Origin of the sequence: Croceibacterium soli, assembly GCF_009828065.1 — a bacterium.
GTDB lineage: Bacteria > Pseudomonadota > Alphaproteobacteria > Sphingomonadales > Sphingomonadaceae > Croceibacterium_B > Croceibacterium_B soli.
On the sequence record NZ_WTYK01000005.1, the window covers coordinates 143,233 to 168,348 of the forward strand.

Consider the following 25,116-nt stretch of genomic DNA (forward strand, 5'->3'; position numbering starts at 1 on the left):
ACTTCCCTCTCCCACTTGTAGGAGAGGAAGGTGACCGAACCACCCGCTAAACTTCCTCTCCCACTGGTGGGAGAGGGAGGTGACCGAGCCGCCCGCTAAACTTCCTCTCCCACTGGTGGGAGAGGGATACGGAGGCTTGGCAGCTTGCTGCCTAGCCGGAGTTGGGTGAGGGCTCCGGCGATTGGGTGAGCGCCCCTACGCCGCCCACGGCCCCGTGATCGCCACTGTCTTGGTCGGGCTGTAGAGGTTGACGAACAGCGTCCGGCCGTCGGGTGAGAAGCAGGCGCCGGCCCATTCGGTCTGCACGGGGGTGAAGGCCAGCACATAGGGCTCGCCGGCCGGCGTCAGGCCGATGAGGCGGTTGGCGACCTCGTCGGTATAAGCATCCTCGCACACGATCAGATGGCCGTTCGGCGCGATGACGAGGTTGTCGCCGTAGTTGAACTGCTCGATCGAGGTGCTTTCGAAAAACAGTTGCAGCCGGTCGGGCGCGGCGGATTGCGGGCGCAGGCGGAAGATCTGGCCGAGCTTGGCCGCGCCGCCGCTGGTGCAGCAGAAGTAGAGCTCGCCGTCGCCCATCCAGATGCCTTCGCCGCGCGCGAACAGGGTCGCACCGGCCGCCGCGCCGCGCTTGCGCAAGTCGTCGTCGGGCGCCTCCACATTGTCTAGATCGATCCAGCGGACCGCCTGCCAGCTCTGCGGCGCGAAAGCGGCGCCGCGCCAGTTGCGGCTGTCGGGCATGCCGTCGATCGCAAGGGCCTGCAGCTTGCCGCCTGCCGCCAGGTTGCCCGGCTGGTTCGGGATGAAGCGGTAGAGCAGGCTGTCCTCGCGGTCCTCGGTCTCGTAGACAATGCCGGTGGCCGGATCGACGCAGGCCGCTTCGTGGTTGAAGCGGCCGAGCGCCTTCAGCGGCACCGGATCGACCGGCCCGGTCGCGCTGGCCGGCACTTCGAACACCCAGCCGTGCTGCTTGTTCTGCCCCCGCCCCGGCCCGGACACGTCTTCCTCGCAAGTCAGCCAACTGCCCCAGGGGGTGATCCCCCCGGCGCAGTTGCGGATCGTGCCGGAGAGGGAGCGGAACTGCCGCTCGACGGCGAGCGTCTCCGCATCGAGCACCAGCGTGGTCGTGCCGCCGGGCAGCGGGATCAGGCTCTTGGCGACCGTGTCGTAGGCCCGCCCGCTGGCCCCGCCCCCGTCGTGCTTCGCCTGAAGCTCGTGGTTGCGCACGAGGGCGAGCTTGCCGCCGCCGAGGTCGAAGCAGCCCATCCCGTCGGCCCGGTCCGGCACCGTGCCGCCGTCGCTCATCGCTTCGCCGAGACTGGAGATCACCCGGTAGGAGAAGCCCGCCGGGAGATCGATCAGGCCCTTCGGATCGGGCATCAGCGGGCCGTAAACGTCGGCGGCCGCGGCGGAGGAGCCCAGCCCCGCGCGGACGCATCCGCTGGCGGCCAGCGCGGCGAAAGCGCCGCCGGTTGCATGGAGGAAACGGCGGCGGTCGGCGATCATCGAGCAGCTCCTGGCACACGGCGAACGGCCCCCCGCCGCTCGCTCGATGGTCATACCTGCTTTGATGACCGCTTGATGACAAGCGCGCAACAATATGTCGTTGCTGTCGCTACAAGTCCGGTAGCGCCTGTTCCGCGAAGCCCCAGCCCGCCAAGCCCTTGCCCTTGGCGCGGGCGAGCAGGCGCTTGGCGTCGGAGATCGTGAACGAATGTGCGTCCTTGAAGTCCTTCAGCTCGCCCCAGGCGATCGGCACGGCCACCGGCGCGCCGGCGCGGGCGCGGGCGGAGTAAGGCAGGATGGCGGTGCTGCCGCGCTGGTTGCGCAAGTAGTCGATGAAGATCTTGCCCTTGCGCTTGGCCTTGGAGAGGTTCGCGGTGAAGCGGTCGGGCTCGGCCATCGTCAGCGCCTCGGCGAAACGCTTGGAGAAGTCCTTGTGCGCGTCCCATGAATGGCCGCGGGTCAGCGGCACGACGAGATGCACGCCCTTGCCGCCGGTCAGCATGGCGAAGCTGACCAGACCGATGTCCGCCAGCCGGTCGCGCATGTCGTGCGCGGCGGATTTCACGTCCTCGAAGTCAAGCCCTTCGTCGGGATCGAGGTCGAACACCATGCGGTCGGGCCGCTCCACTTCGTCCACCCTGCTGCCCCAGCCGTGGAACTCGATCGTGCCCATCTGCACGCAGGCCAGCAGGCCGGCAGTATCCTCGACGTAAAGGTAATCCTCGGTGCCGCCCTTCTTCTCGGTGATCGGCACGTGGTGCACGTGCGGTCCGAACGCGCCGTCCTCGTGCTTCTGGAAGAAGCACTTTTTCGCCCGCCCCTGCGGACAGCGCACCAGGCTGACCGGGCGCCCGGCCGCCCACGGCAGCATCAGCGGGGCGATTGCCTCATAGTAGTCGGCAAGCTGGCCTTTGGTCTGGCCGCTTTCGGGGAAGATCACCCGATCGCGGTTGGAGATTTTCACCGCCGCCTCTTCCTCGGGCGCTTCCTCAGCCTTTTCCGGAGTGACGTCTTCCGCCTTCTTGTCCCCGCGCAAGCCGATGAAGCTGCCGTGGCGCACGCTTCCGTCGGCGGTGAACTCGGCGAAGGCGACTTCGGCCACCAGCTTCGGCTCCAGCCAGGTGACCCCGCGGCTGGACACCCGGTCCACCTCGGCGGGCGGTGTCTTGCTCTCGATCTTGGCGAATTCCGCCGCCAGTTCGCGCAGCGTCTCGGTGTTGAACCCGGTGCCGACGTTGCCCTTGTAGACCAGCTTGCCCTTCTCGTTCTGCGCCAGCAGCAGGGAGGAGAACGGCCGGCCCTTCGCGGTCGACTTCTTCCAGCCGATGACGACGAACTCCTGGCGCAGCGTGCACTTGACCTTGACCCAGTTCTTGGTGCGCTTGGAGGCGTATTTCCCGTCGATCCGCTTGGAGATGATCCCTTCCTGCTCGGCCTTGCACATCGCGCGGTAGAGCTTCTCGCCCGCGCCGATCACGTGGTCGGCGAAGTGGATCGGCGGCTTGGCCTCGGCGAGCAGCGCCTCCAGCCGTTCCTTGCGCTCGATATTGGTCTGCTGCGCCAGATCCTCGCCGTTCAGTTCGAGCAGGTCGAAGGCGTGGAAGGAGAGCTTGTCGCTCTCCTTCTCCGATCCGTGCCCGCGCTTGAGCACGTTCTGAAGGCTGGAGAAATCGGGATTGCCCTTGTCGTCGTAGGCGACAATCTCGCCGTCGATCAGGCAGCTCGGCAGGTCGAGCGCTCTGAACCGTTCCGCAAGGGGCACGAACTTGTCGGTCCAGTCCTTGCCCGATCGGGTGTAGACCCGCACTTTGTCGCCCGCGCAGGCGATCAGCGCGCGGTAGCCGTCGAACTTGATCTCGTGCATCCAGCCGTTCCCGGCCGGCACCGCATCGACCAGGGTCGCCAGTTGCGGCTGGCGGAATTCGGGCAGCGCGGCGACTTTCTTCTTAGGAGTTTTCGCCGCGCCTTTCTTCACCGCCGCGTTGCGCTCCGCGGCTTTCTCCATCTGCGCGGTGAACTCGCCCTTCTTCTTGCCCGCCAGCGCGTATTCGCCCTTCTTGTCGGCGGCGATCTCCGCCATCGAGCGGCCGGTCAGGACGCTTGTCAGGCCGCGCTCGACCAGCGTGTCGCCTTCCTCGGCGTGCTCGTCCTGCAGCTTGCGCAGCAGCCAGTTCTCGCGCTTCTCGCCCGGCTTGCCCTTCAGGCGGATCAGCAGCCACTCGCCCTTCATCCGCTCTCCGTGCAGGACGAAGTGCAGGTGCCCTTTCTCCAGGTCCTTCCAGCTTTTGCCCGGCACCGGATCCCAGGTGCCGCGGTCCCACAGCATCACCGTGCCGCCGCCGTATTCCTCCTGCGGGATGATGCCTTCGAAGTCGGCGTAGGCCATCGGGTGGTCTTCGGTGCGCACCGCCAGCCGTTTCACGTCCGGGTCCGGGCTCGGCCCCTTGGTGACCGCCCAGCTCTTGAGCACCCCGTCCGCCTCCAGCCGGAAGTCCCAATGCAGCCGGCTCGCTTCGTGCTTCTGTACGATGAAGCGGTTGCCGCCCTCGCCCTTCGCCCGCTTCCCGGCAGGTTCCGCGGTCTTCTTGAAATCCCGCTTGCGGTTGTATTCGGCCAGCGGGTCGCGCGCGCTCATTCGCCGTCCTCTCTTTCGGTGTTCGGGAACAGCCGCACTTCGGCGAAGCCCAGCAGCGTCAGCAGGACCAGCGAGATCACGGCGGCGATCACCACCAGCGGCCACTGGCCCGCGCCGCAGGCGATCCCGACGACCGCGGTGAGCCACAAGTGCGCGGCAGTGGTGAGGTTCTTCACCTCGCCCTTGCTGAACACGATCAGCCCGGCGCCCAGGATGCCGACGAACGCGCCGGTCGCCTCGAAAATGCGCAGCGGGTCCATCCGCGCGCCTTCGATCTGGTAGTACAGCGAGATGATCGAGGCGGTCATCGCCGCCGACGCGAAGCAGATGATGCCGTGCGTGCGCAGGCCCGCCGCATGGCCGCGGATCTCGCGGTCGAGCCCCAGCAGGACCCCAAGCACCGCCGCCGCGCCCAGCCGCGCCACGAGATCGCCATCCATCCAGTGGATCAGGACCGGAGGGTTAAGCTCCATCGTCAGTTCCTTGCCGGGCGTGCTTCGACAAGCTCAGCACGAACGGAGGTTGGGGATGAGGCCTTCACAAAAATCCCGTTCGCCCTGAGCTTGTCTAAGGGCGGGCGCCCGCCTCTCCTCAGTCCGCCGAAGGACGCGCGCACCACCGCCGTCATGCGCTCTTCTTGGCCTTGGCCGGCGCCGCTTTCTTGGCCGGGGCCTTCTTCGCCGGGGCCTTCTTGGCCGCCGGCTTTTTGTCGTCGCCCACCGACCGCTTCAGCGCCGCCATCAGGTCGATCACGTTGGAGCCGCGCCCGGTTTCCGGCTCCTCGACATCCTCGAGGACCTTCTTGCCCTTGGCCTTGGCCTTCTTCTCGATCAGGCTGTGCAGCGCCTCGACATAGCGGTCGTGGTACTCGCCGGCGTCGAACGGAGCGGTCTTCTTGTCGATCAGCGTCTTGGCCAACCCGAGCATTTCCTTGGCCGGCTTCTCGTCGGGAATGTCCTTGAAATACTCCTGCGCCGCGCGGACTTCGTCCTCGTAGCGCAGCGTCTCCATCACGATGCCCTTGCCGCAGGGCTTCAGGCTCACGAGGTACTCGCGGCCGCGCAGCGCCAGCTGGCCGATGGCCACCTTCTTGGCCTGCTTGAGCGCCTCGCGCAGCACGATGAAGGCCTCGTTGGCCAGGTCGTCCGCCGGGACGACGTAATACGGCTTCTCGAAGTAGAACACGTCGATGTCGTTGGCGTCGACGAACTGGACCAGCTCGAGCGTCTTCTTGCTCTCGATCTTGACCGCCTCGATCTCGTCCTCGTCGAGCAGGACGTAGTTGCCCTTGGAAATCTCGTACCCCTTGACGATGTCGTCGCGGTCGACCGGGCCGATGCCCTGCACGACTTTCTCGTAGTTGATCCGCTTGCCGCTCGGCTCGTGGATCTGCCGGAAACTGATCGACGCGCCCGATTTGGTCGCCGAGTAAACCTCCACCGGTATCGAAACCAGCGCGAGGCGGATCTGCCCCTGCCAATAGGCGCGTGCGGCCATGTCTCCGTTCCTCCTGCTTTCGCACGAGTCAGCGCGCGGAGGGGGCGGAGGTTCCAAAAGGGTTGCAGGCGTTCAGTTCCGCGAAACCGATGAGCGCGCAAGGCGTTGAGCAGCAAAACGATATCGGGAGTGCGCCGCCTGCGGCGCGACAGTTATGCGGAACACCATTCGGATCATTCTGGGCGCCGCGGCGCTGCTGGTCGCGGCACCCCTCTCGGCCGCCACTCCGCGCGGAGACGAGCCGGTGGCGGTGCCGACCTCGATCAAGCAGGGCATCGACTTCGTCTATGTCGACCCGGAGATGAGCTCCGTGGCGCAGCGGCGCCAGCGGCCGCAAAACTGGCTCCGCCGCATCTTCAGCCGCGACTGGCGCGACGGCAACCGCCGCAACGCGCCGAACCCGATCTTCGAGCAGCTCGGCCGCGGCCTGGAGCTCTATCAGGCGAGCTGGGGCAGCCTGCCGCAAGTCAAGGTGCCGGCGGGGCCCGTTCTCAAGGCCGGTGCGAAGGGCAAGCGGGTGGACACCCTCCGCACCCGCCTGGGCCTCGCGCCCGGCGGCGGCTATGACGCGGCGCTGACCCGGCGCGTGGCCGAATACCAGCACGTCCATGGCCTCGAGGCGGACGGGATCGCCGGAAGGGCAACCATCGCATCCCTCAACCAGGGGGCCGAGCATTACGCACGCCGCATCGCGATCAATGTCGAGCGCGCCTGGCGCCTGCCGCGGACCAACACCTTCGAGCGCTATGTCATCGTCGATTCCGGCATCGCCGAAGCCTACCTTTACGAGAACGACAGGTTCGCCGAAGGCATGCGCGTGATCGTCGGCTCGCCCAAGACCAAGACGCCGATGCTGGCCGTGATCATGCGGAATGCCCGGGCCAATCCCTACTGGAACGTGCCGCCGGACATGATCTCCAACCTCACGGCCAAGCGCGTGCTGGCCCAGGGGACCGACTACCTGAAGAACTTCCACTACGAAGTGCTGTCCGACTGGACGCCCACCGCGCAGGTCGTCGATCCCAAGCGGATCGACTGGAAACTCGTCGCCGCCGGCAAGAGCGGCGTCCGCGTCCGCCAGCTCCCCGGCCCGTGGAATTCGATGGGCGAAATGAAGTTCGAGATGCCGAACGACTACGGCATCTACCTGCACGACACCCCGGTGAAGGAGCTGTTCGCCAAGGACGACCGCTGGCTCAGCAACGGCTGCGTGCGGCTGGAAGACTACCGCCGCTTCGCCGAGTGGGTGTTCGGCGAGGTGCCGCGGACCAACTCCAATGCCGAGCAGGTCATCCCGCTCCCGCGCCCGGTGCCGGTATACATGACCTACTTCACCGTCTCGCCCGCGGCCGGCGGGGTGATCTTCCGCGACGATCCCTACGGCTTCGACGAACTCGCCATGCCGCAGATGTTCGACGGGGAAGGCCAGCTCGCGCTGGCGTCCTGACCGCAAGATCCTCCCCTGCAAGGGGAGGTGGCAGCCCGTAGGGCTGACGGAGGGGGGCGGAGGTCTGCCGCGGCCGTTCGTCCAGGCCAGGGGCCCCCTCCACCACCCGCTACGCGGGCGGTCCCCCTCCCCGTACCGGGGAGGAATTAGTGGACGCCTAAATAGATCCTCCCCTGCAAGGGGAGGGGGACCGCCGCCGAAGGCGGTGGTGGAGGGGGCGCGGCCTGGACGAACGGTTACACCAGGCGGCGCCCCCTCCGTCAGCGCTTCGCGCTGCCACCTCCCCCAGAGGGGGAGGTTTGCGGGCCTACAACCCCAGCGCCGCCTTGATCGCGGCCCAGGACACCAGCTTGAAGTTCTGGCCGAGCGGCTGGTTGTGGCCGTCTTGCGCCACGAACAGCCCCTCCGGGTACTCCGGCCCGAAGCTGCCGCCGATGAGTTCGATGCCGTCGGTCTCCTCGGCCCCACCCAAAGCCCCGGCGGCGATCGCGAAACGGCCGAGCGGCGCCAGGTCCGGCAGGCGGAACACGGCATAGGCGTTGTCGCCCTGGCTCGACGCCACCAGATAGCCGCCCTCGGAGCCTTCAGGCAGCAGCGCCAGGCCTTCCACGTCGGCCACCAGCGTGCGGTTGTCCACCGGCAGGACCAGGTCCCCAGCCGTCGCGCCCGCAGCGAAGCGCCAGATGCCGCCCGCTTCCTCCCCGACATAGAGCGTGCCGCTACGCTGGTCCGCAACGCAGCCTTCCGGCTGGCTCGGCACCCGCAGGATCCGCAGCGGCGTGGCTGACGGCGCAGCCCCCAGGGTCAGCTCGTACTCGTGGATCGCGCCCTGCTTGAGAACCGAGTAGGCCAGCAGCCGCTGCCCCTGCTTGAGCAGGCAAAGGCCGTAGCCCTCGCCCGCCCCGCCCGGCACTTTGCCGAGCAGCGCGAGCTGCCCGCTGGCGGTGTCGAGCCGGTAGACCAGCAGCATCGCGCGGGTGAGGTCGTTACGGTCGCTGGCGACGACGATCACGCCGGCCCCACCTTGGCTAACGGGGCCCATGTCGGCGAGGTCCACATTGTTGACCTCCCCGGCCTGCGCGAACGAGCGGGACTTCCCGTCGAGCCCATAGACATGGACCCCGCCGCGCTTGTCGGTGCCGACGATCAGGCTCGCGGCCGGATCGGCCGGGTTGCGCCAGATCGCCGGATCGTCGGCGGCGTCGACCCCGGCGGCCTGGGCCACCGGCTCGGTCTCCGCGATGGCGGTGACCGAGACCGGCGGCAGGACCTGCGGGGCCGAAGCGCACGCGGAAACCGCGGCGGCGAGCGCGGCTGCGGTGAGCGCGCGCATCAGAACGCGTACCGGGCGACGAGCTGGAACACCGGCCCGGCACGCTCGGCCTCGAGCTCGTATTCGTCGAAGTCGCGGTCCTCCTGGTCCTCGATCGTGTCGAACTTGTTGAACACCTCGCGCTTCTTGCCGTCCAGCAGGTTCGATCCGACCGCCCGGATCGTGAAGCTGTCCCCGATGCGCTTCTCGACGAACACCTCGAGATCCGCTCCGTAAGTCGTGGTCACTTCCTCGCTGACGATCCGGCCATAGGCCTTGCCCTGCTTGCGATAGCTGGCGCCGAACGCCGCGCCGAGCTGGCGCAGGTTCTGGATGAAGCCGAAGTTGTAGACGTATTCGGACTGGTCGTTGAACCGCCGCTCGCCGAACATGTCGGTGATCTCGCTGTCGAGCAGCGAGACGTTGCCGAACACGCCGGTGTCCGGCAGCCCCAGGAAGGCCAGGTCGGCCGAAAGGTCGAACTCGATGCCGTAGACTTTGCCGTCGCCCACGTTGCGCGGCTGGAGCACGAAGCTGCCCTCGCCCTCGTCGCCTTCCTCGCCGGTGTTCACCAGCTCGACCAGGTCCTCGACCTTGCGGTAGAACAGGTTGACCCCGATCACGCCCGTGCGGCCGAGGCGGTGCTCGTAGCCGAGATCGCCGCCCCAGGCCATTTCCGGCATGAGCTGCGGATTGCCGCGCAAGTCGTTGTCGCCCAGTTCGCCCTCCAACGTCACCGGAGTGAGATAGTCGAACTGCGGCCGGCGTACGGTGCGTGCGACCGAGGCGGTCACACGGCCCGCTCCGGTGTCGAACTTGATCGATGCCGAAGGCAGGAAGTGATCGTAATCGTACTCGGTCTCGGCATCTTCCGGATCGGCGGACAGGTCCACGATGCGGGTCTCGGTGTTCTCCCAGCGCACGCCGGCTTCCCAGCTCACGGGGCCGTGGTTGCCTTCCAGCAGCGCGTAGACATCGCGGCGATCCTCCGCGATGGTGCTGAGGGCGCGGTCGTCTTCCTCGAATGCGTCGGCATCGATCAGCCCGGCCGGGGACACGGTGAACTGGTCCCAGGCCCGCCCGTCGAGCTCATCGCCCTGCTCGAAGGTGGTGATGTCGGCGCGGCGGTCCTTCTCCTGCAGGAAGCCGCCGATCACGAAGTTCACGCCGGCAGACAGCGGGAAGGCGTGATCGAGCGCGAAGGACAGCTCCTCGTCCACGTTGCGCGTGACGACCAGCTCGCTTTCCCACTCGGCATTCTCGGGCGCGCCTTCTTCCCCGGTCTCGAAATCGACTTCGGTCTCGATCCCGTCGGCATTGTCGTTGAAGCGGGCATAGCCCCACTTGAAGGCCGTCTTGCCCAGCGACCATTCATGGGAGAGCTTGCTGGCGATGCCCCAGTTCTCCTGCTCGATGTCCTCGAGCTGATATGCGTCGGTCAGCAGGCCGGGCTCCTCGTCGCCGTCGAAGCCGATCGGGCCGGGGGTGCCGGTGGCGACGTTGTATTCCAGGCTGCGCTCGGTCTCCGTGCGGTCGGTGCGCACGTAGTTGCCGCTGAGCTCGAAGGTGGTCACGTCGGATTCGAGCGCGTAGCTGCCGTTGAAGGCGTAGTCGGTGCCGTCGCGGATGTCGCTCTGGTCTTCGCGGTTGTCGAAGTCGTCGGTGAGGAAGTCCGGGTTGTTCTCCGGCGAGTCCCCGTAGCGGAAGCTGGTCTTCTCCTTGGGGTTGTAGCGGCCCTGGACGTTGGCCCCGATCAGCACGCGGCCCGGCCCGAGTTCGCCACCGTAATAGAAACCGGCAGTCGGCTTCAGCTCGCCGTCGTCGAACAGCAAGCCGCCGCCCTTGATGTAACCACCGTCGAGCGACAGCGCGTCGCGCAGCTTGATGTTGATCGTGCCCGCCACCGCGTCACCGGTGCGGCGCGCGGAGGAGGAACGGACGATCTCGACTTGCTCGATCAGCTCGGCCGGGATGCGGTCGAGGAAGAACGAACGGTCCGGGTTCGGACCGGGCACTTTCTCGCCGTTGATCAGGATCTGCGTGTAGCCGGGATCGAGGCCGCGCAGGCGCGGGCCGTCGCTTTCGATCACGTCGGACAGGAAAGTGACCGAAGGTACGCGCTTGAGCGCGTCGCCGGCCGTGAGCGGCTCGAACCGCTGGAAGTATTCCTCGTCATAGACCAGCACGGGTTCGGCCTGGTCTGTGCGGTTGCGATAGCCGATCTCGCCCTGGACCACGATTTCCTGGCTGCTCTTCGGAGCCTCGGTTCTTTCGCCGACGACGCTGCCGCCGACTTGCGCCTCATCGGCTGCGTCCGCCGCCAGTGCGGGCCAGGCTGCCAGCGCCAGGGCACCCGCGCCGGCGCTGAGTAGGAAGCGGTGTGCTGTCTTGTTCATGATCGTTCTCCGTCCAGGTCCCGGCGGCCCGCTAGGTGGGCTGCGTGACGGATGGGTGACCGAGCCGTGACGGTTCGATGACGCCCCGAAGGTGTTGCGCGAACGCTTCACCCGGGTGCGGCAGCGTCTCCGCCGCCGGAAGCGGGACAGGAGTGCTGACGCGCAGCCGGATCGCCGCTATGGCGCCCGCCGTGGACCCTGACCTTTCCCCTTCCGACTGGCCGGTGACCGTGGCGGCCTTGTACCGGTTCGCCCATTTCGCGGATCCCGCGAGTTTGCGCGCACCGCTCGAGAGCCTGTGCCGGAACCAGGGCCTGCGCGGCACCCTGCTGCTCGCGCCGGAGGGGATCAACGGCACGGTCGCCGGATCCGCCGAAGGCATTGCACGGCTGCTGGACCACGTCCGCGCCCTACCCGATTGCGCCGATCTCGAGGTCAAGCTGTCCGGCGCGGCCGCCATGCCGTTCCACCGGATGAAAGTCCGCGTGAAGCGGGAGATCGTCACGATGGGCCAGCCCGGCATCGACCCCCGGGCCAGCGCCGGCACTTATGTCGAGCCGCAGGACTGGAACGCCCTGATCTCCGATCCCGAAACGATAGTGATCGACACGCGCAACGATTACGAAGTTGCAGTCGGCACCTTCGAGGGCGCGATCGACCCGAAAACCACCACCTTCCGCGATTTCCCCGCCTGGTTCCGCGAGACCCGCGAACACCTGCTGGGCGAGGGCAAGAAGCCGAAAGTGGCGATGTTCTGCACCGGGGGAATCCGCTGCGAGAAGTCCACCGCCTTCCTCAAGCAGGAAGGTGTTGAGGACGTCTACCACCTCAAGGGCGGCATCCTGAAGTACCTCGAGACGGTGCCCGAAGACGAAAGCCTGTGGCGCGGCGAATGTTTCGTGTTCGACCAGCGGGTGACGATCGGCCACGGCCTCAAGCCCGGCACTTTCGAACTGTGCCACGCCTGCCGCCGGCCGGTGAGCGCGGACGACCTGGCCTCGCCGCTCTACGAAGCGGGCGTGAGCTGCCCGGCCTGCCATTCCGAACGGACCGACGAGCAGCGCGCTTCCTATCGCGAGCGGCACTTGCAGGAGACGCTCGCCGCGGCGCGCGGCCAGGCCCATGTCGGTGCGGCGCCTCCCCGGCGGCAAGATGATCCCGCAGCCTGAGCCCGTCCTCTACAGCTTCCGCCGCTGTCCATATGCGATGCGCGCGAGGCTGGCCCTGGCGGTCAGCGGAACGCGCTACGAGCTGCGCGAGGTTGCGCTGAAGGCCAAGCCGGCGGCAATGCTGGAAGCCTCGCCCAAAGGCACTGTCCCGGTGCTCGTCCTGCCGGACGGGGCGGTGATCGACGAGAGCATCGAGATCATGCGCTGGGCGCTGGCGAACTGCGATCCTGAGGGCTGGCTGGCCCGCAACGATGCCGCCCTGATCGCCGCGAACGACGGGCCCTTCAAGCACGACCTGCACCGCTACAAGTATCCGGAGCGGCACGATGCCGACCCTCTCGCGCACCGGGAGCATGGCCTGGCATTCCTGGGCGAACTGGATCGGCGGATCTCGGCCGGCGGTCACCTTGGCGGCTCCGCGCCCGGGCTGGCCGACGCAGCGATCATGCCGTTCGTGCGCCAATTCGCCGCGGTCGACTTGGAGTGGTTCGGTGCGCAGCCCCTGCCCCATCTCAAGGCCTGGTTGCACCGGCATACCACTTCCGCACTGTTCGACGGGATCATGGTACGAGTGGCGCCCTGGCACACCGGCGATCCTCCGGTGTTCATGCCGCGGCACTGACATCGCCCCTCGTCAGTTGACTCGGGGCGCGGCGCATCCTCTGATCGGCGCGTAGAGGAGACTGTTGGATGAGCGTGGCATTCCGTCGCGAAAGCGACGACGAGCATCTGGAGCCCAAGTTCGAGCTTCCCATTCCGGCCGGGCCGAACCTCGTGACCGCGCGCGGGCTGCAGCTGATCCGGGAGCGCCGGGCCGCGCTCGAAGCCCGGCTGAAGGGCTGCACCGATCCGGACCAGACGACCGTGATCCAGCGGGACTTGCGCTACTGGACCACGCGCGAAATCACGGCCGAACTGGCGCCGACCCCGTCCGGCAACAAGGTCGAGTTCGGCACGACGGTGGACATTCTTCTGCAGGGCAAACCCAGGACGCTCCGCATCGTCGGCGACGACGAGGCGGATCCGGCCGAGGGCCTGGTATCCTTCAACGCACCACTAAGCCGCGCGATGTTGGGAGCGGAACCGGGCGACTTGCTATCGTTCGGCGGCGCAGCCGATGCGATCGAGGTTCTGAACGTCGAAGTCACTTCCGCCTGACCGCTACGCGGCCAACGCAAAATGCCCCGCGGCGTGAGCGGCGGGGTTGTTGTGTATGTTGTGGATGGGTTTTTGGTGGTTGCGGGGGCTCGATTTGGCCTTTGCAGAACTCGCTTTCGCCTCATCAAGCAATACGTCGCTTCGAGGCGAAAGAACGGGAGGTAAAGCTGAGCGCCGCTCTGCTCCCAAGCGGCGAAACCGAAGCTGGGCTTGCCAGAAAGCTCTGGACACATGTGCTCGTGGATCGCTCCGGACCTCCCGCTCCTCTCGGCACCAGAAACGGTTGGAGCCGAATGCCCGTTTTTCTCTGTCAGTCTAACGGTTAGCTGCTCGTCAACGAGCGGCCCCCCCTTAAATTGTGGAGGAGCAGAACGCGCATCATGCGGTGCGATGGCATCAGGCAAGTTGATCGGGATGATCAAGCAAGGGGTGACCGCTACACGACGATGATCGTCCAAAACCCGACGGTCCGAGTTATACGTGCCTCCTCTCACCTTGAGGCTACACCTGAAGCAGTGGCAGCTTGCGGCGAGCCGACTTTGTCTGCTGAACGTTGGCTATGCTGGCGAGCGTCGTCGTGCAAGCGCGATCAAGCTTCGAAACTCGGCACTCGTCGCGGCAGCATCATAATGAATGCTGACCCTTTTCCGCTGGGCTGATAACTCGCGGTGCCGCCATGAGCGCGCGCGATCGCTTCCACTACTGCGAGGCCAAGGCCTGAGCCGGAGCGGTGCCTAGCGGCTGCATCGTCGGATCGAGTGAACAGCCGAAAAGCATCCTGCGCGAACGAGGCCGGCATGCCGGGACCAGGGTCGATGACTCGCAAGTCCACGTCGTCATCAGTCAGGCGCAGCTCGATCCGAAGGGGGCCCGGATCGGCGTAACGTTGGGCGTTGTCTATCAACGCAAGGATGGCTTGCCGAACTCTTGCCGTGTCGACACGTGCCTTTCCGCGCGCCAGCTGGAGCTCGAGTGAGAATCCAGCTTTATCAAGAGCTGGTTTCACGAGCAGGATGAGATCCTCGATCTCGCTGGCGAGGTCGACGTCAGCCAGCTCCAGGCCCAATCGCTCGCTTTCGACCAGGCTCACGATCCGCAGGTCCTCCACCAGCCGACCCAAGCCTTCCACCTGCGCAAGCAGCCTGCGGATCATCGCTTCATCCGCTACGAAAACGCCATCAGCCATCCCCTGAAGCCGCCCCTTCAGGATCGTTAGCGGTGTGCGCAGTTCATGGGCAATCTGCGCATTCCACGTGACGATGTCCATCGCCGCGCGTTCCAGCCTTTCGGCCATGGCATTGAAGTCCTCGATTAGCATGGCGGTTTCGCCGATGGCGCCGCTTTGAGACTCCGCTCGAGCGCTTAGGTCACCGTCAGCGATGCTGCGCGCAGCGCGTCCCATGGAGTGCAATGGCGCAACGATCCGCCGCGCCAACGCGACAGCGGACCGTGAGGCTATTGTGAGGCCGATCACGCAAAGCCCGGCAAGTGTGAGAAATTCCCATCGGGTTGGCGTCAGCGAACTCTCGCTTGGTATCAGTGGCGAGTCCGCGAGCGCAAGGATGGCATAGACGACATAGAAGGTGACGAACGTCAGGAACAGCATCGCCATGGCGATCATCGCCATCGAAGCCGCGAGTTGCCGGCCTAGATCGTGACGATGGCTCATTAAGTCGAGGTGAGCCGATAGCCGACGCCGCGTATGCCTACCGGCATGTCGGCAGCGCCCGCTTCCGCCAACTTGCGGCGCAGCTTGCTGACGTGACTATCCACCGTCCGATCCAAGGCATCTCCGCCAGGTAGGCAGGCGTCGACAAGCTCCCCGCGCGAAAAAACGCGCATGGGTGCGCGAGCCATGTGGGCGAGCAGCCGGAACTCCGTGAGCGTCAATTGCAGTTGCTGCATTCGGCTGCCTTCATAAACTCTAGCAAAGTGCCCTTCGGTATCGATTTCCACAGGTCCGATCCGGATTACAGCATCAGTTCCTCCTGCGCTGCTACGGCGCAGCACTGCCTTGACTCGCGCCACGACCTCTACCGGATTGAATGGCTTCACGACATAATCGTCCGCACCGATTCTGAGCGCCTGCAGCTTGTCGATGTCCTGGTCCAGAGCGGTTGTCATAACAACAGGGGTAGCGCCGCGGCGGCGGACTTCGGCCAGCACTTCCCAACCATCAGCACGTGGCATCGACACGTCCAACAAGATCAAATTGGGACGAAGGGCGAGGTGGAGATCGAGGGCTACACGTCCGTCTGGTGCCACGACTGTGCGGAAGCCCTCTCGCTCAAGATAAGCCTCAAGGATGTCAGCGATCTCGGCCTCGTCCTCGGCGATAAGGATTAGTTCATTCATTGGTCGAGAACTCTCGATCTTGCCTCGCCTTCTGCATAGCGCCGCTCGGCCGAAACTATCCACCCGTCTCCACGAGCTCTCCACACAACATCCATGCAACCGAAACGCGGTTCGACGATAGGCGCCGCCGGATCGATCATGGAGGCTTTCACAATGAAACGGGTGCTACGATGGGCAGCCCCCCTGGCTTTGGTTGGGGCGTCGGCATTAGCGCTGGGCGCCTGTCGGGGGCCGGAAGCGCAGGCTGAGGCACCAGTCCCCGTAGAGGTGCTGGTCACGAAGGTCCGGCAGTCGCCAATTGAGCTTAGCGACGAACTGCCTGGGCGAGTTGTCGCTTACCGCATTGCTGAGATCCGCCCCCAGGTAAGCGGGGTTGTTCAGCGCCGGCACTTCGAACAAGGCGCAGCAGTAGGCGCTGGGCAGCCGCTGTTTCAGATTAATCCGGCGCCGTTTCGCGCTGATGCCAACAGTGCTGCGGCGGCTCTCACACGTGCTGAGGCGACCTATGCCCGTGCTCGCACGCAGGCGGAGCGGCTGCAACCGCTCGTCGATGCGGATGCGATCAGTGGACAGGCCTATGACGACGCAGTGGCCGCACGCGACCAGGCGGCAGCCGATGTGGCGCAAGCCCGCGCGGAACTCGCCCGCCGCCGTCTCGATCTCCGCTTTGCGCGCGTTGCGTCCCCGATTTCTGGGCAGATCGGTCCAGCACTTGTCACAGAAGGAGCGCTGGTGTCGCCGCAAGATGCCAATCCGCTCGCGACGGTGCAGCAAATCGATCGGGTCTATGTCGACGTGCGGCAGCCGGTAGAGCGTTTCCAGCTACTGCGCGAGGCATTGGCGGAAGGCCAAGGGCCGGGCTCCGCCACAGCGGAGATTTTATCTCCCTCTGGGCGTCCTTATCCGGTCAGCGGCCGAATACTATTCTCTGATGTTACGGTCGACCCGGGCACCGGCAATGCGATCGTGCGCGTTCTGGTGAACAATTCCCAGCGCTTGCTACTGCCAGGAATGTACGTTCGCGCGCGCCTGCCGCGAATGCGCATACCCGATGCGCTGACAGTGCCGCAGCAGGCGGTGACACGGGACCCGGGCGGCAATGCGCTGGTCGGAGTCATCGATGGTCAGGGCCGGGTGCAACCGCGCAAAGTGATCCTCGGGAATGTCGTCGATGGGAACTATGTCGTGAAATCGGGCCTGAAAGTCGGAGACACCATTGTGGTTGTCGGCATGGATCGTGTTCAACCCGGCACTCCGGTCAATCCTCAACCTTGGCAGCCGCGTGCCATCGCGTCGCAACGCTGACACAGGGATTATCCGATGCCTCAGTTCTTCATCAACCGCCCCATCTTTGCTTGGGTGGTCGCTATTGCGATCATCGTGCTCGGCTTGATCTCCATTCCGCAGCTCCCGGTCGCCCGCTTCCCAACCGTCGCGCCGCCTTCGATCAGCATCTACGCGTCCTATCCAGGGGCAACGCCGCAGACGATGAACGACAGCGTAGTGACGCTGGTCGAGCGCGAGCTGTCGAGCGTCAAGAACCTGCTCTACTTCGAGAGCTCAACCGATACCTCGGGCGAAGCCACGATCACTGCGACTTTCGTGCCGGGCACTGATCCTGAGCTGGCTCAGGTCGACGTCCAAAACCGATTGAAGACGGTGGAACCACGCCTGCCCCAAGTGGTGCGCCAGACCGGCGTCACCGTCGAAGCGGCGAGTTCCGGTTTTCTGATGATGATAGGCTTGTTCTCGGAAACCGGAGAGCATGACGAGATCACCCTCGGCGAATACATGTCTCGCAACATCGTCGAGGAACTGAAACGGATCCCTGGCGTGGGACGAGTTCAGAACTTCAGTTCCGAGCGCGCGATGCGCATCTGGGTCGATCCCACAAAGTTGATTTCCTACGGCCTCTCGATGGGCGACATCACCGCTGCGATCGCCGAGCAAAACATACAGCTTGCTCCGGGCAGTCTCGGCTCGCAACCGGCCGTCGAAGGGCAGCGCGTACTCGTGCCGCTAACTGCCGAGGGACAGTTGAAGACCCCAGCGGAGTTTGCGCGCATCGTTCTCAAGGCGAACACCGACGGCTCCAGCGTCACCCTCGGCGATGTTGCCCGGGTGGAACTCGGGGCTCAAACTTTCGCGTTCGCGGTCCGCGAGAATGGCAAAGGCGCAACAGCCGCGGCGATCCAACTCGCTCCCGGCGCCAACGCCGTGCAGACAGCCGAGGCCGTTCGCGAGCGGATGGAAGAGCTAGAACAAGCTATGCCCGCAGGTGTGAAATGGTCGGTGCCGTTCGACACCGCTCCATTTGTGAAAATCTCCATCGAGAAGGTTCTGATCACCCTGCTCGAGGCGATGGTCCTCGTATTCCTCGTGATGTACCTCTTCCTACAGAAGTTTCGCTACACGCTGATCCCGGCCATCGTTGCACCGATCGCTCTACTCGGCACTCTGGCGGTTATGCTGGTGACGGGGTTCTCGATCAATGTTCTCACGATGTTTGGGATGGTCCTGGCGATCGGCATCATCGTCGATGATGCGATCGTCGTGGTCGAGAATGTCGAACGTATCATGCACGAGGAGGGGCTTGCCCCCAAAGCCGCGACCCGAAAGGCGATGAAGGAGATTACGGGTGCTGTGATCGGCATCACCCTGGTGCTTTCGGCGGTGTTCATTCCGATGGCGTTGGCGAGCGGCTCAGTGGGCGCAATCTACCGCCAGTTCAGCATGTCGATGGCCGTCTCAATCCTGTTTTCGGCCTTTCTAGCCTTGTCGCTGACTCCCGCACTGTGTGCAACGATGCTCAAACCGATCACCGGCGATGAGAGGAAGAATCGTTTCTTCACCTGGTTCGACCGAACGTTCGAGCGGATGACTAACGGATACGAGCGTTGGGTCGTGTCGATTCTCAAGCGCACCGGCCGGGCGATGCTTGTGTTCGCAGCTTTGCTAGGCGTGCTGGGGATCGCGTTCAGCAACTTGCCGTCGGCATTCCTTCCAGAAGAAGACCAAGGCTATTTCATGACATCCTTCCAGATGCCGGCGGATGCTACTACCGCGCGCACGCTCGAAGCCGTCGAGGCTTACGAAGAGCACGTCCTGAGCAGGCCCGGGATCAGAGGCAATGAATCGGTCCTAGGCTTCGGCTTCTCCGGTTCGGGACCTAATGCCGCATTAGCCTTCACAACGCTCAAAGACTGGTCGGAACGCGATGGAGCAACTGCTGGCGAGGAAGTGGCGAATGCGACCGCTGCCATGGCCGACGCAGTGAAGGAGGGCACGATCATCACGCTGCTGCCGCCGGCCATCGACGAACTCGGAACGTCCTCCGGGTTCGCGATGCGGCTGCAGGATCGCGGCAATCAGGGCTATGAAGCGCTGTTGGCGGCGCAAGACGAGCTGCTGACGATGGCTGCTCAAAGCAATCTCGTGACCGACGTTTACCCCGAGGGCCTGCCCCCAGGCACCAGCGTGCGGCTGGAGATCGATCGCCAGAAAGCCGAGGCGCTCGGCGTCTCGTTCAGCGCGATCAGCGACACCATCTCTGCGTCTGTCGGCTCGTCGTACGTCAACGATTTCCCGAACCAAGGGCGTCTGCAGCAGGTGATCGTGCAGGCGGACGCCCCCTTCCGCATGCAACTCGATGACGTGCTGCGCCTCAACGTCCGCAACACCGCGGGAGGCATGGTGCCGCTGGGACAAGTTGTGACCCCCGTTTGGGATCAGACGCCTTTGCAGATGGTGCGCTACAACGGCTATCCGTCGCTGCGCATTTCCGGCAGCGCTGCTCCGGGGGTGTCGAGCGGCGAAGCAATGGCGGAAATGGAGCGGCTCGCCAACGAACTGCCTAGAGGCTACGAGATCGCCTGGACCGGTCAGTCGCTTCAGGAGCAACAATCGGGAGCGCAGGCACCGATGTTGCTCGCCTTCTCGATGCTTGTGGTATTCCTGGTGCTCGCAGCACTTTACGAAAGCTGGTCAATCCCGCTGTCGGTAATGCTGGTCGTACCTTTGGGACTGATCGGCGCCGTGGCGGCGGTGTTGCTACGCGGGATGCCCAACGACGTGTTCTTCAAGGTTGGTCTGATAACAATCATCGGCCTGTCGGCGAAGAACGCCATTCTCATCGTGGAGTTCGCAAAACAGTACCGCGAAGAAGGATCGGGATTGGTCCAGGCAGCCGTGAAAGCGGCCAAGGTCCGGCTGCGACCAATCCTCATGACGAGCCTTGCCTTCACCATGGGTGTTGTACCGCTGATGATTGCCGGCGGCGCGAGCGCCGAGACGCAGCATGCGATCGGCACAGGCGTGTTCGGCGGAATGATCAGCGGAACCGTCCTCGCGATCTTTCTGGTACCGGTCTTCTTTGTAGTCGTCCTCGGTCTGGCTGACCGGGTGCGGCGGAGAAGCCGGGCTGAACCAATTATCAACTCTGCGGAGGCCTGACTATGCGCCGCATCTTACCTGTTACGCTACTGTTGCTCGCCGGCTGCTCGATGAACCCGAAGCTGGATATGCCGCCACCGCCCGTGGCGGCAGCTTATCCAGATTCTTCACCCTTCGACGAACAGAACGCTGCCGATCTCGGATGGCGGGAAATGTTCGGCGACCCGCGCCTCCAGCAGCTCGTCGAGCTGTCTCTCAGGGACAATCGCGATTTGCGGATCGCTGTGTTGAATGTCGAAGCCGCACGTGCGCAGTTCCGCACACAACGTGGGGCTGAGCTGCCCGGACTCGAGGCACAGGGCAGCTACACGCGCCAGCGGACTTCACCTGCGGGTGCGGGAGATAATAGCAGCCTACCGCTCGCAAATGGCTTCGAATTCGGGCAGTTCAACGCACAGGTCGCGCTGACGGCGTTCGAAATCGACCTGTTCGGAAGGCTGCGGTCGCAAAGCCAGGCGGCGTTTGAACGATACCTAGCCACCGACCAAGGAAGACGCGCGGTTCAGATCGCGGTGGTGGGCGCCGTGGCCGACGCGTACCTAGCAGAGCGCCTTGCAGCGGAACAGGTTCGCCTAACTCAGGCGACACTACAGGATTGGCGCTCTTCACTCCAACTCACACGCCGGTTGCACGCGGCGAGACAGGTCAGCGGGCTGGAAGTCACCCAAGCAGAGGAATTGGTTCACCAAGCCGAAGCCGACCTGGAGCAGCGACGCCGTGAGTTGGCTCAGGCAACCAATGCCCTAGTCCTCGCCGTGGGAGCGCCTCTCCCGGCCGACCTGCCGGCACCTATCGATCTGCTACAGCAGCCAATCCGCACTCAGCTTCCGGCCGGCCTGCCGTCGGAGCTGCTGCAGAGGCGTCCGGATGTCGTCCAGGCCGAACACGAGCTGCGTGCCGCCAACGCCGATGTCGGCGCCGCGCGCGCGGCATTCTTCCCGCGCTTGTCGCTTACCGCAGCTTTGGGGCTTACAAGCCCCGCGCTTGACGAGCTGTTCAGGGGCGCAAACAGAAGTTGGAGCTTCTCGCCCGCACTCACCGCGCCGATTTTTCAGGGCGGTCAGCTGCAGGGCAATCTTGACCTTGCAGAATTGCGTAAGTCCATTGCGGTTGCCCACTACGAGCGCTCCATCCAAGCCGCTTTCCGCGAAGTTGCTGACGGCCTTGCCGCGCGCGCGACGTACGCACCGCAAGTCGCTGTGCAATCGCAGGCAGCGGAGGCCGCTGCCCGCCGGGTTGATCTATCGAACCTTCGCTTCCGCGCGGGTGTGGAAAGCCGGCTCGAACTGTTGGACGCTCAGCGAAGCGCTTACAGCGCACGGCAAGCTCTGCTGAACATTAGACACCAGGAGATGGCCAGTGCGATCGGCCTTTATCGCGCCCTTGGTGGAGGCCTAACGCGGTAAGATAGGCGTCGCTTTGCGTGAGATCGGGTGTGACTAGTTGATCGGAACGGAGCGACGGTGCCCGGGTGCTGCCTGGGGACCGTCGTCTGCTCAGGCAAGAAGAAGCGAGCAGGAGCCTGTCGTAGGAAAGTCCAGCACACGAAGTGCAGATTTCAACTGATACCGATGTTGCATCGAAACTCACCCCTCCTATGTTGTGAGCGCCGAAAATAGAGTAGCGGGCTGGTAGCTCCCGCACCCGTCAGGGTTCTTCTCCGCCACGGCGTCAACCTAACCTTTCGCGGGAGAAGGTGCTCGGATTTATCCGCAGGGCCGCTCCCGATCGCTGTCAAGGAGCGCGCTGTAATGTCGCTAATCCCCGGATTGCACCCAAGTACGGAGGCTTCGGCCAAGCGCAAATCAGCTCGATGGTTGGTTCTCGCAGCTGTGATGCTCGCTTATCTCCCGGTCGTGGTGGATATGACGATCCTTCATATCACCATTCCCTCATTGACGCTCGCGCTCCAGGCGACTGGCACAGAAGTGCTCTGGATCATCGACATCTATCCTCTCCTCATGGCTGGCCTGCTTATTCCGATGGGAACCTTGGCCGACCGTATTGGTCATCGAAAGATCCTGCTTACCGGCTTAGCCATTTTCGGGCTGGCCTCTTTAGCAGCCGCATACTCGGTGAGTGCCACCATGCTGATTGTTTCCAGGGGTGCTCTGGCTCTCGGCGCCGCTATGATCGCGCCCGCTGTACTGGCTCTCATTCGCAGCACGTTCGACGACGAGAAGGAGCGCGGTTTCGCGCTAGGGCTATGGGGTACGGTTAGCTCTGCAGGCGCGGCAGTGGGCCCCCTCGTCGGTGGAGGCTTATTGGAACATTTCTGGTGGGGAGCAGTGTTCCTCATTAACGTTCCATTGGTGCTGATCGTGTGGGCGGCCGTTTTCGTGCTCATTCCCAATCGACCCGCAGCTGCGGGCGGCAGGTGGACCATAGGTCAAGCTTTGGTGCTGATCGCCGGCCTTATAGCCATTGTCTACGCCATCAAAACTGGCGTGAAACCAGGGGCATCGCTGCCCCTGATGGCAGCAATCTTTGCCTCGGGCCTCGCGCTGATGACAGCTTTCCTGCTCAAGCAAAGATCGTCAACCAATCCAATGCTTGATCTATCACTATTCGCAAAACCGGCCATTCGTACCGGCGCCATCATGGCCTTGGTCGTGTCGGGGGCGCTCATCGGTGTTGAACTGACGATCGCCCAAGAGTTGCAGTACGTTGTGGGCCTCACTCCCTTTGAGGCCGGCATGTTCATGATGCCGTTGATGGCTGCGGCTGCAGTCGGGGGACCACTTGGAAGTGTCCTTCTATCCAAGATCAAGCTTCGCTTCGTTGCGTCTGGCACACTGTTCATCGGCGGCTTGAGCCTCGCAGGTCTTGGAATGAGTGACTTTCGCAACGCTGGCGCGGGCATCATCTGCTACATGGCTCTTCTGGGGTTTTCACTCAGTATCGGCCTTACCGCATCATCTATCGCAATCATGGGGAGTGCGCCGGTTGAAAAGGCCGGTGCTGCCGGAGCGCTTGAGGCAGGCGGTTACGAATTGGGAGCTGCGCTCGGAGTCACCGCCTTCGGCGTTTTGCTGGGCAGTCTTTACCGGACGGGGCTTGCAGTACCGGGGGGGCTAACGTCCGCAATCCCCAGCGAAGCCTCCGGCTCCATCGGCGAAACGATGATCGCTGCTCATGGTATCGGCGGGGAACAAGGTGAAATGCTGAGACAAGCGGCTAAGACTGCCTTTGCAACCGCGCATGGAGCGGTTCTTCTCTCTGCGGCCGCTCTCCTCTGTCTCTTGGCGCTTTTCGTGCTGATGAGCCTAAAAGAGACGCAGGACGTCCATCCCGAACAGCAACCTTGAGCGGCGTCACGCGCACCCCTTTCCCAGCAACTACTGGGCGGCCTCACGTGAGAAGTGCTGGCCGGGATCTCGGCAAGTGCTTGCGCTATAGACACGTTTTCAGCGGTACTTGGGGATCCCGCAGGCACTCAACCGCCGGGTTAGCACGTGCCTCTACTAGGCTCCTGCCCTGCACATAATCCTTCATGGAATTCACACAATCGAGCGCGATTACCCTGCCCTGCTTCAGGTAAACTACAGAGAAGCTGCGACTGGCAAGATCACCACGAAGCACCGCCTCGTCGTAGCCGAGGCTAAGTCCCACCGTCTGCAGCTTTAAGTCGTATTGATTAGACCAGAACCAAGGCACCGCGCTATATGGGCTGGGCTTCTCGCAGATCGACTTCGCGGCGACTGCGGCCATGTCATTGGCATTCTGGACGCTTTCAAGTCTGATCACTGCCCCGTCGGCGTAGCGGTTCGCATGGGCGGCACAATCTCCAATCGCGTACACATCTGGCAAGGTAGTTTTACAGTACTCATCCACCAACACGCCATTGCCACCTGCAGCACCGGCTTCAATCATAGGCTCCACGGCAGGCACGATGCCGATGCCGACGATCGCCAGGTTGATGGGGATGACATCGCCGTTCGCTAGTCTCACACCAGTGACTCGCTCCTTGTCACCTTCCAGGCGTTCGACCGACGTACCGAGCCGAACATCGACGCCCTGCGCACGATGTTCAGCCGCGTAAAAGCGGCCTAGCTCCTCTCCTGAGACGCGTGCCAGGACCCGCGGCAGCGCCTCCAGCAGAGTCACCTCGCAGCCGAGCTTCCTCAGCACCGCCGCAGCTTCGAGACCGATGAACCCGCCGCCAATTACAGCGACATTGGTCGCCCCGCGATCCAGCTCAGCCATGATCCTATCAACATCGGCCTTGTTCCGCACAGAGTGTACACCTGCAAGATTAGCACCCGCACAAGTCAGCGTCCGCGGGTCACCGCCGGCGGCCCAGATCAACTTAGAGTATCGGACCAGTTCGCCGTTTGAGAGTTCCACCGACTTCTCATGCGGGTGCACTGTAACAACACTGAGACTGAGCTTTAGGTCGACATCCCTCTCAGCCCAGAAATGCGGAGGACGGATATAAATCCGCTCGAACTGCTTCTCTCGCGCGAGATATTCCTTCGAGAGCGGTGGACGCTCGTAGGGCGGTTCACTGTCGCGCCCGATTATCAGGATCGAACCGGCAAAGCCTTGCTGTCTCAGCGAAATTGCAGCCTGCGCGCCGCCGTGACCGGCCCCGACGATCACGATATCTGCCTGGCTGGTCACGCTCAATCCTCCGGAGCAATCGTCGCCATGAGGCCGTCCAACGCCGCGGTCAGCTCAATCTGGCAAGACAGGCGCGAGGTTCCCGTACGATGTTCAGAGCTGTCGAGGAGGTCGCTTTCGTCCTCGCTCATCTGCGATATATTGCCAGCGAAGGATGGGTCGACGTACACGTGACAGGTAGCGCAAGAGCAGCAGCCTCCACACAGCGCCACGAGCTCGTCGATTCCGGCGCTGCGGATGGTTTCCATCAGCGTCATACCAGACTCTATCCCTAGCCGGTGCACCTCGCCCTCACGTGTGGTGACGATCACTTCTGGCATATCTCAATCCTCAACTTAGCGGATGCGTGAACTTGTTCGCGTCAGGTACAAGCCGTTCATCAGCTGGGGAGAGACGCGGTGCGCGTGGCAGGTGCCGCCCCACTCCGGATCCGAGGAGCTCCCTTTTTGGCGGTACGCATGTTCATGAGCTATTCTTTCTCGCATACGGGTAGCCGAGCGATCCACCGGTTTAGATCAGCCTCGCCGGCGCGGGACGGCGGATGATCGCGGCCTCCTCCTCAGGGA

At 64.1% G+C, this 25,116-nt stretch carries 18 protein-coding genes; 8 read left to right on the plus strand and 10 right to left on the minus strand.

The window, feature by feature from the left end:
- Positions 1-195 precede the first annotated feature (195 nt).
- The 4 genes from GRI75_RS10180 to ku form a co-directional block, all read right to left on the minus strand.
- Entirely contained in the window at positions 196-1,506 is a 1,311-nt protein-coding gene (locus GRI75_RS10180) for an alkaline phosphatase PhoX (RefSeq protein ID WP_160746868.1), read from the minus strand.
- A 109-nt stretch (positions 1,507-1,615) separates the two neighbouring features.
- Positions 1,616-4,141: a DNA ligase D gene (ligD, locus tag GRI75_RS10185; protein ID WP_160746869.1), complete on the minus strand. Its 2,526-nt coding sequence runs from the start codon at positions 4,139-4,141 to the stop codon at positions 1,616-1,618.
- Positions 4,138-4,614: an MgtC/SapB family protein gene (locus GRI75_RS10190; RefSeq protein ID WP_160746870.1), complete on the minus strand. Its 477-nt coding sequence runs from the start codon at positions 4,612-4,614 to the stop codon at positions 4,138-4,140. The genes ligD and GRI75_RS10190 overlap by 4 nt, the downstream gene beginning before the upstream one ends.
- Positions 4,615-4,765: 151 nt before the next feature.
- The gene (gene ku / locus GRI75_RS10195; protein WP_160746871.1) at positions 4,766-5,638 is read right to left on the minus strand and encodes a non-homologous end joining protein Ku; all 873 of its coding nucleotides are present in this window, start codon (positions 5,636-5,638) and stop codon (positions 4,766-4,768) included.
- Positions 5,639-5,792: 154 nt separating this feature from the next.
- Between ku and GRI75_RS10200 the strand changes: the two genes are divergently transcribed.
- The gene (locus GRI75_RS10200) at positions 5,793-7,085 is read left to right on the plus strand and encodes a L,D-transpeptidase family protein (protein WP_160746872.1); all 1,293 of its coding nucleotides are present in this window, start codon (positions 5,793-5,795) and stop codon (positions 7,083-7,085) included.
- 307 nt (positions 7,086-7,392) lie between these two features.
- On the opposite strand, the gene GRI75_RS10205 is transcribed toward GRI75_RS10200, so the two are convergent.
- Together GRI75_RS10205 and GRI75_RS10210 are read right to left on the minus strand one after the other, a co-directional pair.
- Positions 7,393-8,418 carry a phytase gene (locus GRI75_RS10205; protein ID WP_160746873.1) on the minus strand — a complete coding sequence of 342 codons (1,026 nt, stop codon included), beginning with the start codon at positions 8,416-8,418 and terminating at the stop codon, positions 7,393-7,395.
- Positions 8,418-10,793: a TonB-dependent receptor plug domain-containing protein gene (locus GRI75_RS10210; RefSeq protein WP_160746874.1), complete on the minus strand. Its 2,376-nt coding sequence runs from the start codon at positions 10,791-10,793 to the stop codon at positions 8,418-8,420. The genes GRI75_RS10205 and GRI75_RS10210 overlap by 1 nt, the downstream gene beginning before the upstream one ends.
- A 179-nt stretch (positions 10,794-10,972) precedes the next feature.
- Between GRI75_RS10210 and trhO the strand changes: the two genes are divergently transcribed.
- The 3 genes from trhO (at position 10,973) to GRI75_RS10225 (ending at position 13,120) form a co-directional block, all read left to right on the plus strand.
- Entirely contained in the window at positions 10,973-11,962 is a 990-nt protein-coding gene (gene trhO / locus GRI75_RS10215; RefSeq protein ID WP_160746875.1) for an oxygen-dependent tRNA uridine(34) hydroxylase TrhO, read from the plus strand.
- Entirely contained in the window at positions 11,916-12,584 is a 669-nt protein-coding gene (locus GRI75_RS10220; RefSeq protein ID WP_235911457.1) for a glutathione S-transferase, read from the plus strand. The genes trhO and GRI75_RS10220 overlap by 47 nt, the downstream gene beginning before the upstream one ends.
- 68 nt (positions 12,585-12,652) lie before the next feature.
- Positions 12,653-13,120: a GreA/GreB family elongation factor gene (locus GRI75_RS10225; RefSeq protein ID WP_160746876.1), complete on the plus strand. Its 468-nt coding sequence runs from the start codon at positions 12,653-12,655 to the stop codon at positions 13,118-13,120.
- 589 nt (positions 13,121-13,709) lie between these two features.
- Here GRI75_RS10225 and GRI75_RS10230 read toward each other — a convergent pair.
- Entirely contained in the window at positions 13,710-14,747 is a 1,038-nt protein-coding gene (locus GRI75_RS10230) for an ATP-binding protein (protein ID WP_202389699.1), read from the minus strand.
- Positions 14,748-14,788: 41 nt separating this feature from the next.
- Positions 14,789-15,475 carry a response regulator gene (locus GRI75_RS10235; protein ID WP_160746878.1) on the minus strand — a complete coding sequence of 229 codons (687 nt, stop codon included), beginning with the start codon at positions 15,473-15,475 and terminating at the stop codon, positions 14,789-14,791.
- 153 nt (positions 15,476-15,628) lie between these two features.
- Here GRI75_RS10235 and GRI75_RS10240 point away from each other — a divergent pair, with 153 nt between their 5' ends.
- From GRI75_RS10240 to GRI75_RS10255, 4 genes are all read left to right on the plus strand, one after another.
- Entirely contained in the window at positions 15,629-16,780 is a 1,152-nt protein-coding gene (locus tag GRI75_RS10240; RefSeq protein WP_160746879.1) for an efflux RND transporter periplasmic adaptor subunit, read from the plus strand.
- Between the two features lie 15 nt (positions 16,781-16,795).
- On the plus strand, positions 16,796-19,927 hold the full coding sequence (locus tag GRI75_RS10245; protein WP_160746880.1) for an efflux RND transporter permease subunit: 3,132 nt from the start codon (positions 16,796-16,798) through the stop codon (positions 19,925-19,927).
- A gap of 2 nt (positions 19,928-19,929) precedes the next feature.
- Positions 19,930-21,333: an efflux transporter outer membrane subunit gene (locus GRI75_RS10250; protein ID WP_160746881.1), complete on the plus strand. Its 1,404-nt coding sequence runs from the start codon at positions 19,930-19,932 to the stop codon at positions 21,331-21,333.
- Between the two features lie 345 nt (positions 21,334-21,678).
- Positions 21,679-23,235 carry an MFS transporter gene (locus GRI75_RS10255; RefSeq protein ID WP_160746882.1) on the plus strand — a complete coding sequence of 519 codons (1,557 nt, stop codon included), beginning with the start codon at positions 21,679-21,681 and terminating at the stop codon, positions 23,233-23,235.
- An 85-nt stretch (positions 23,236-23,320) separates the two neighbouring features.
- On the opposite strand, the gene GRI75_RS10260 is transcribed toward GRI75_RS10255, so the two are convergent.
- Both GRI75_RS10260 and GRI75_RS10265 read right to left on the minus strand, forming a co-directional pair.
- On the minus strand, positions 23,321-24,556 hold the full coding sequence (locus GRI75_RS10260) for an NAD(P)/FAD-dependent oxidoreductase (protein WP_160746883.1): 1,236 nt from the start codon (positions 24,554-24,556) through the stop codon (positions 23,321-23,323).
- Entirely contained in the window at positions 24,553-24,870 is a 318-nt protein-coding gene (locus GRI75_RS10265) for a 2Fe-2S iron-sulfur cluster-binding protein (RefSeq protein WP_160746884.1), read from the minus strand. The genes GRI75_RS10260 and GRI75_RS10265 overlap by 4 nt, the downstream gene beginning before the upstream one ends.
- Positions 24,871-25,116 lie beyond the last annotated feature (246 nt).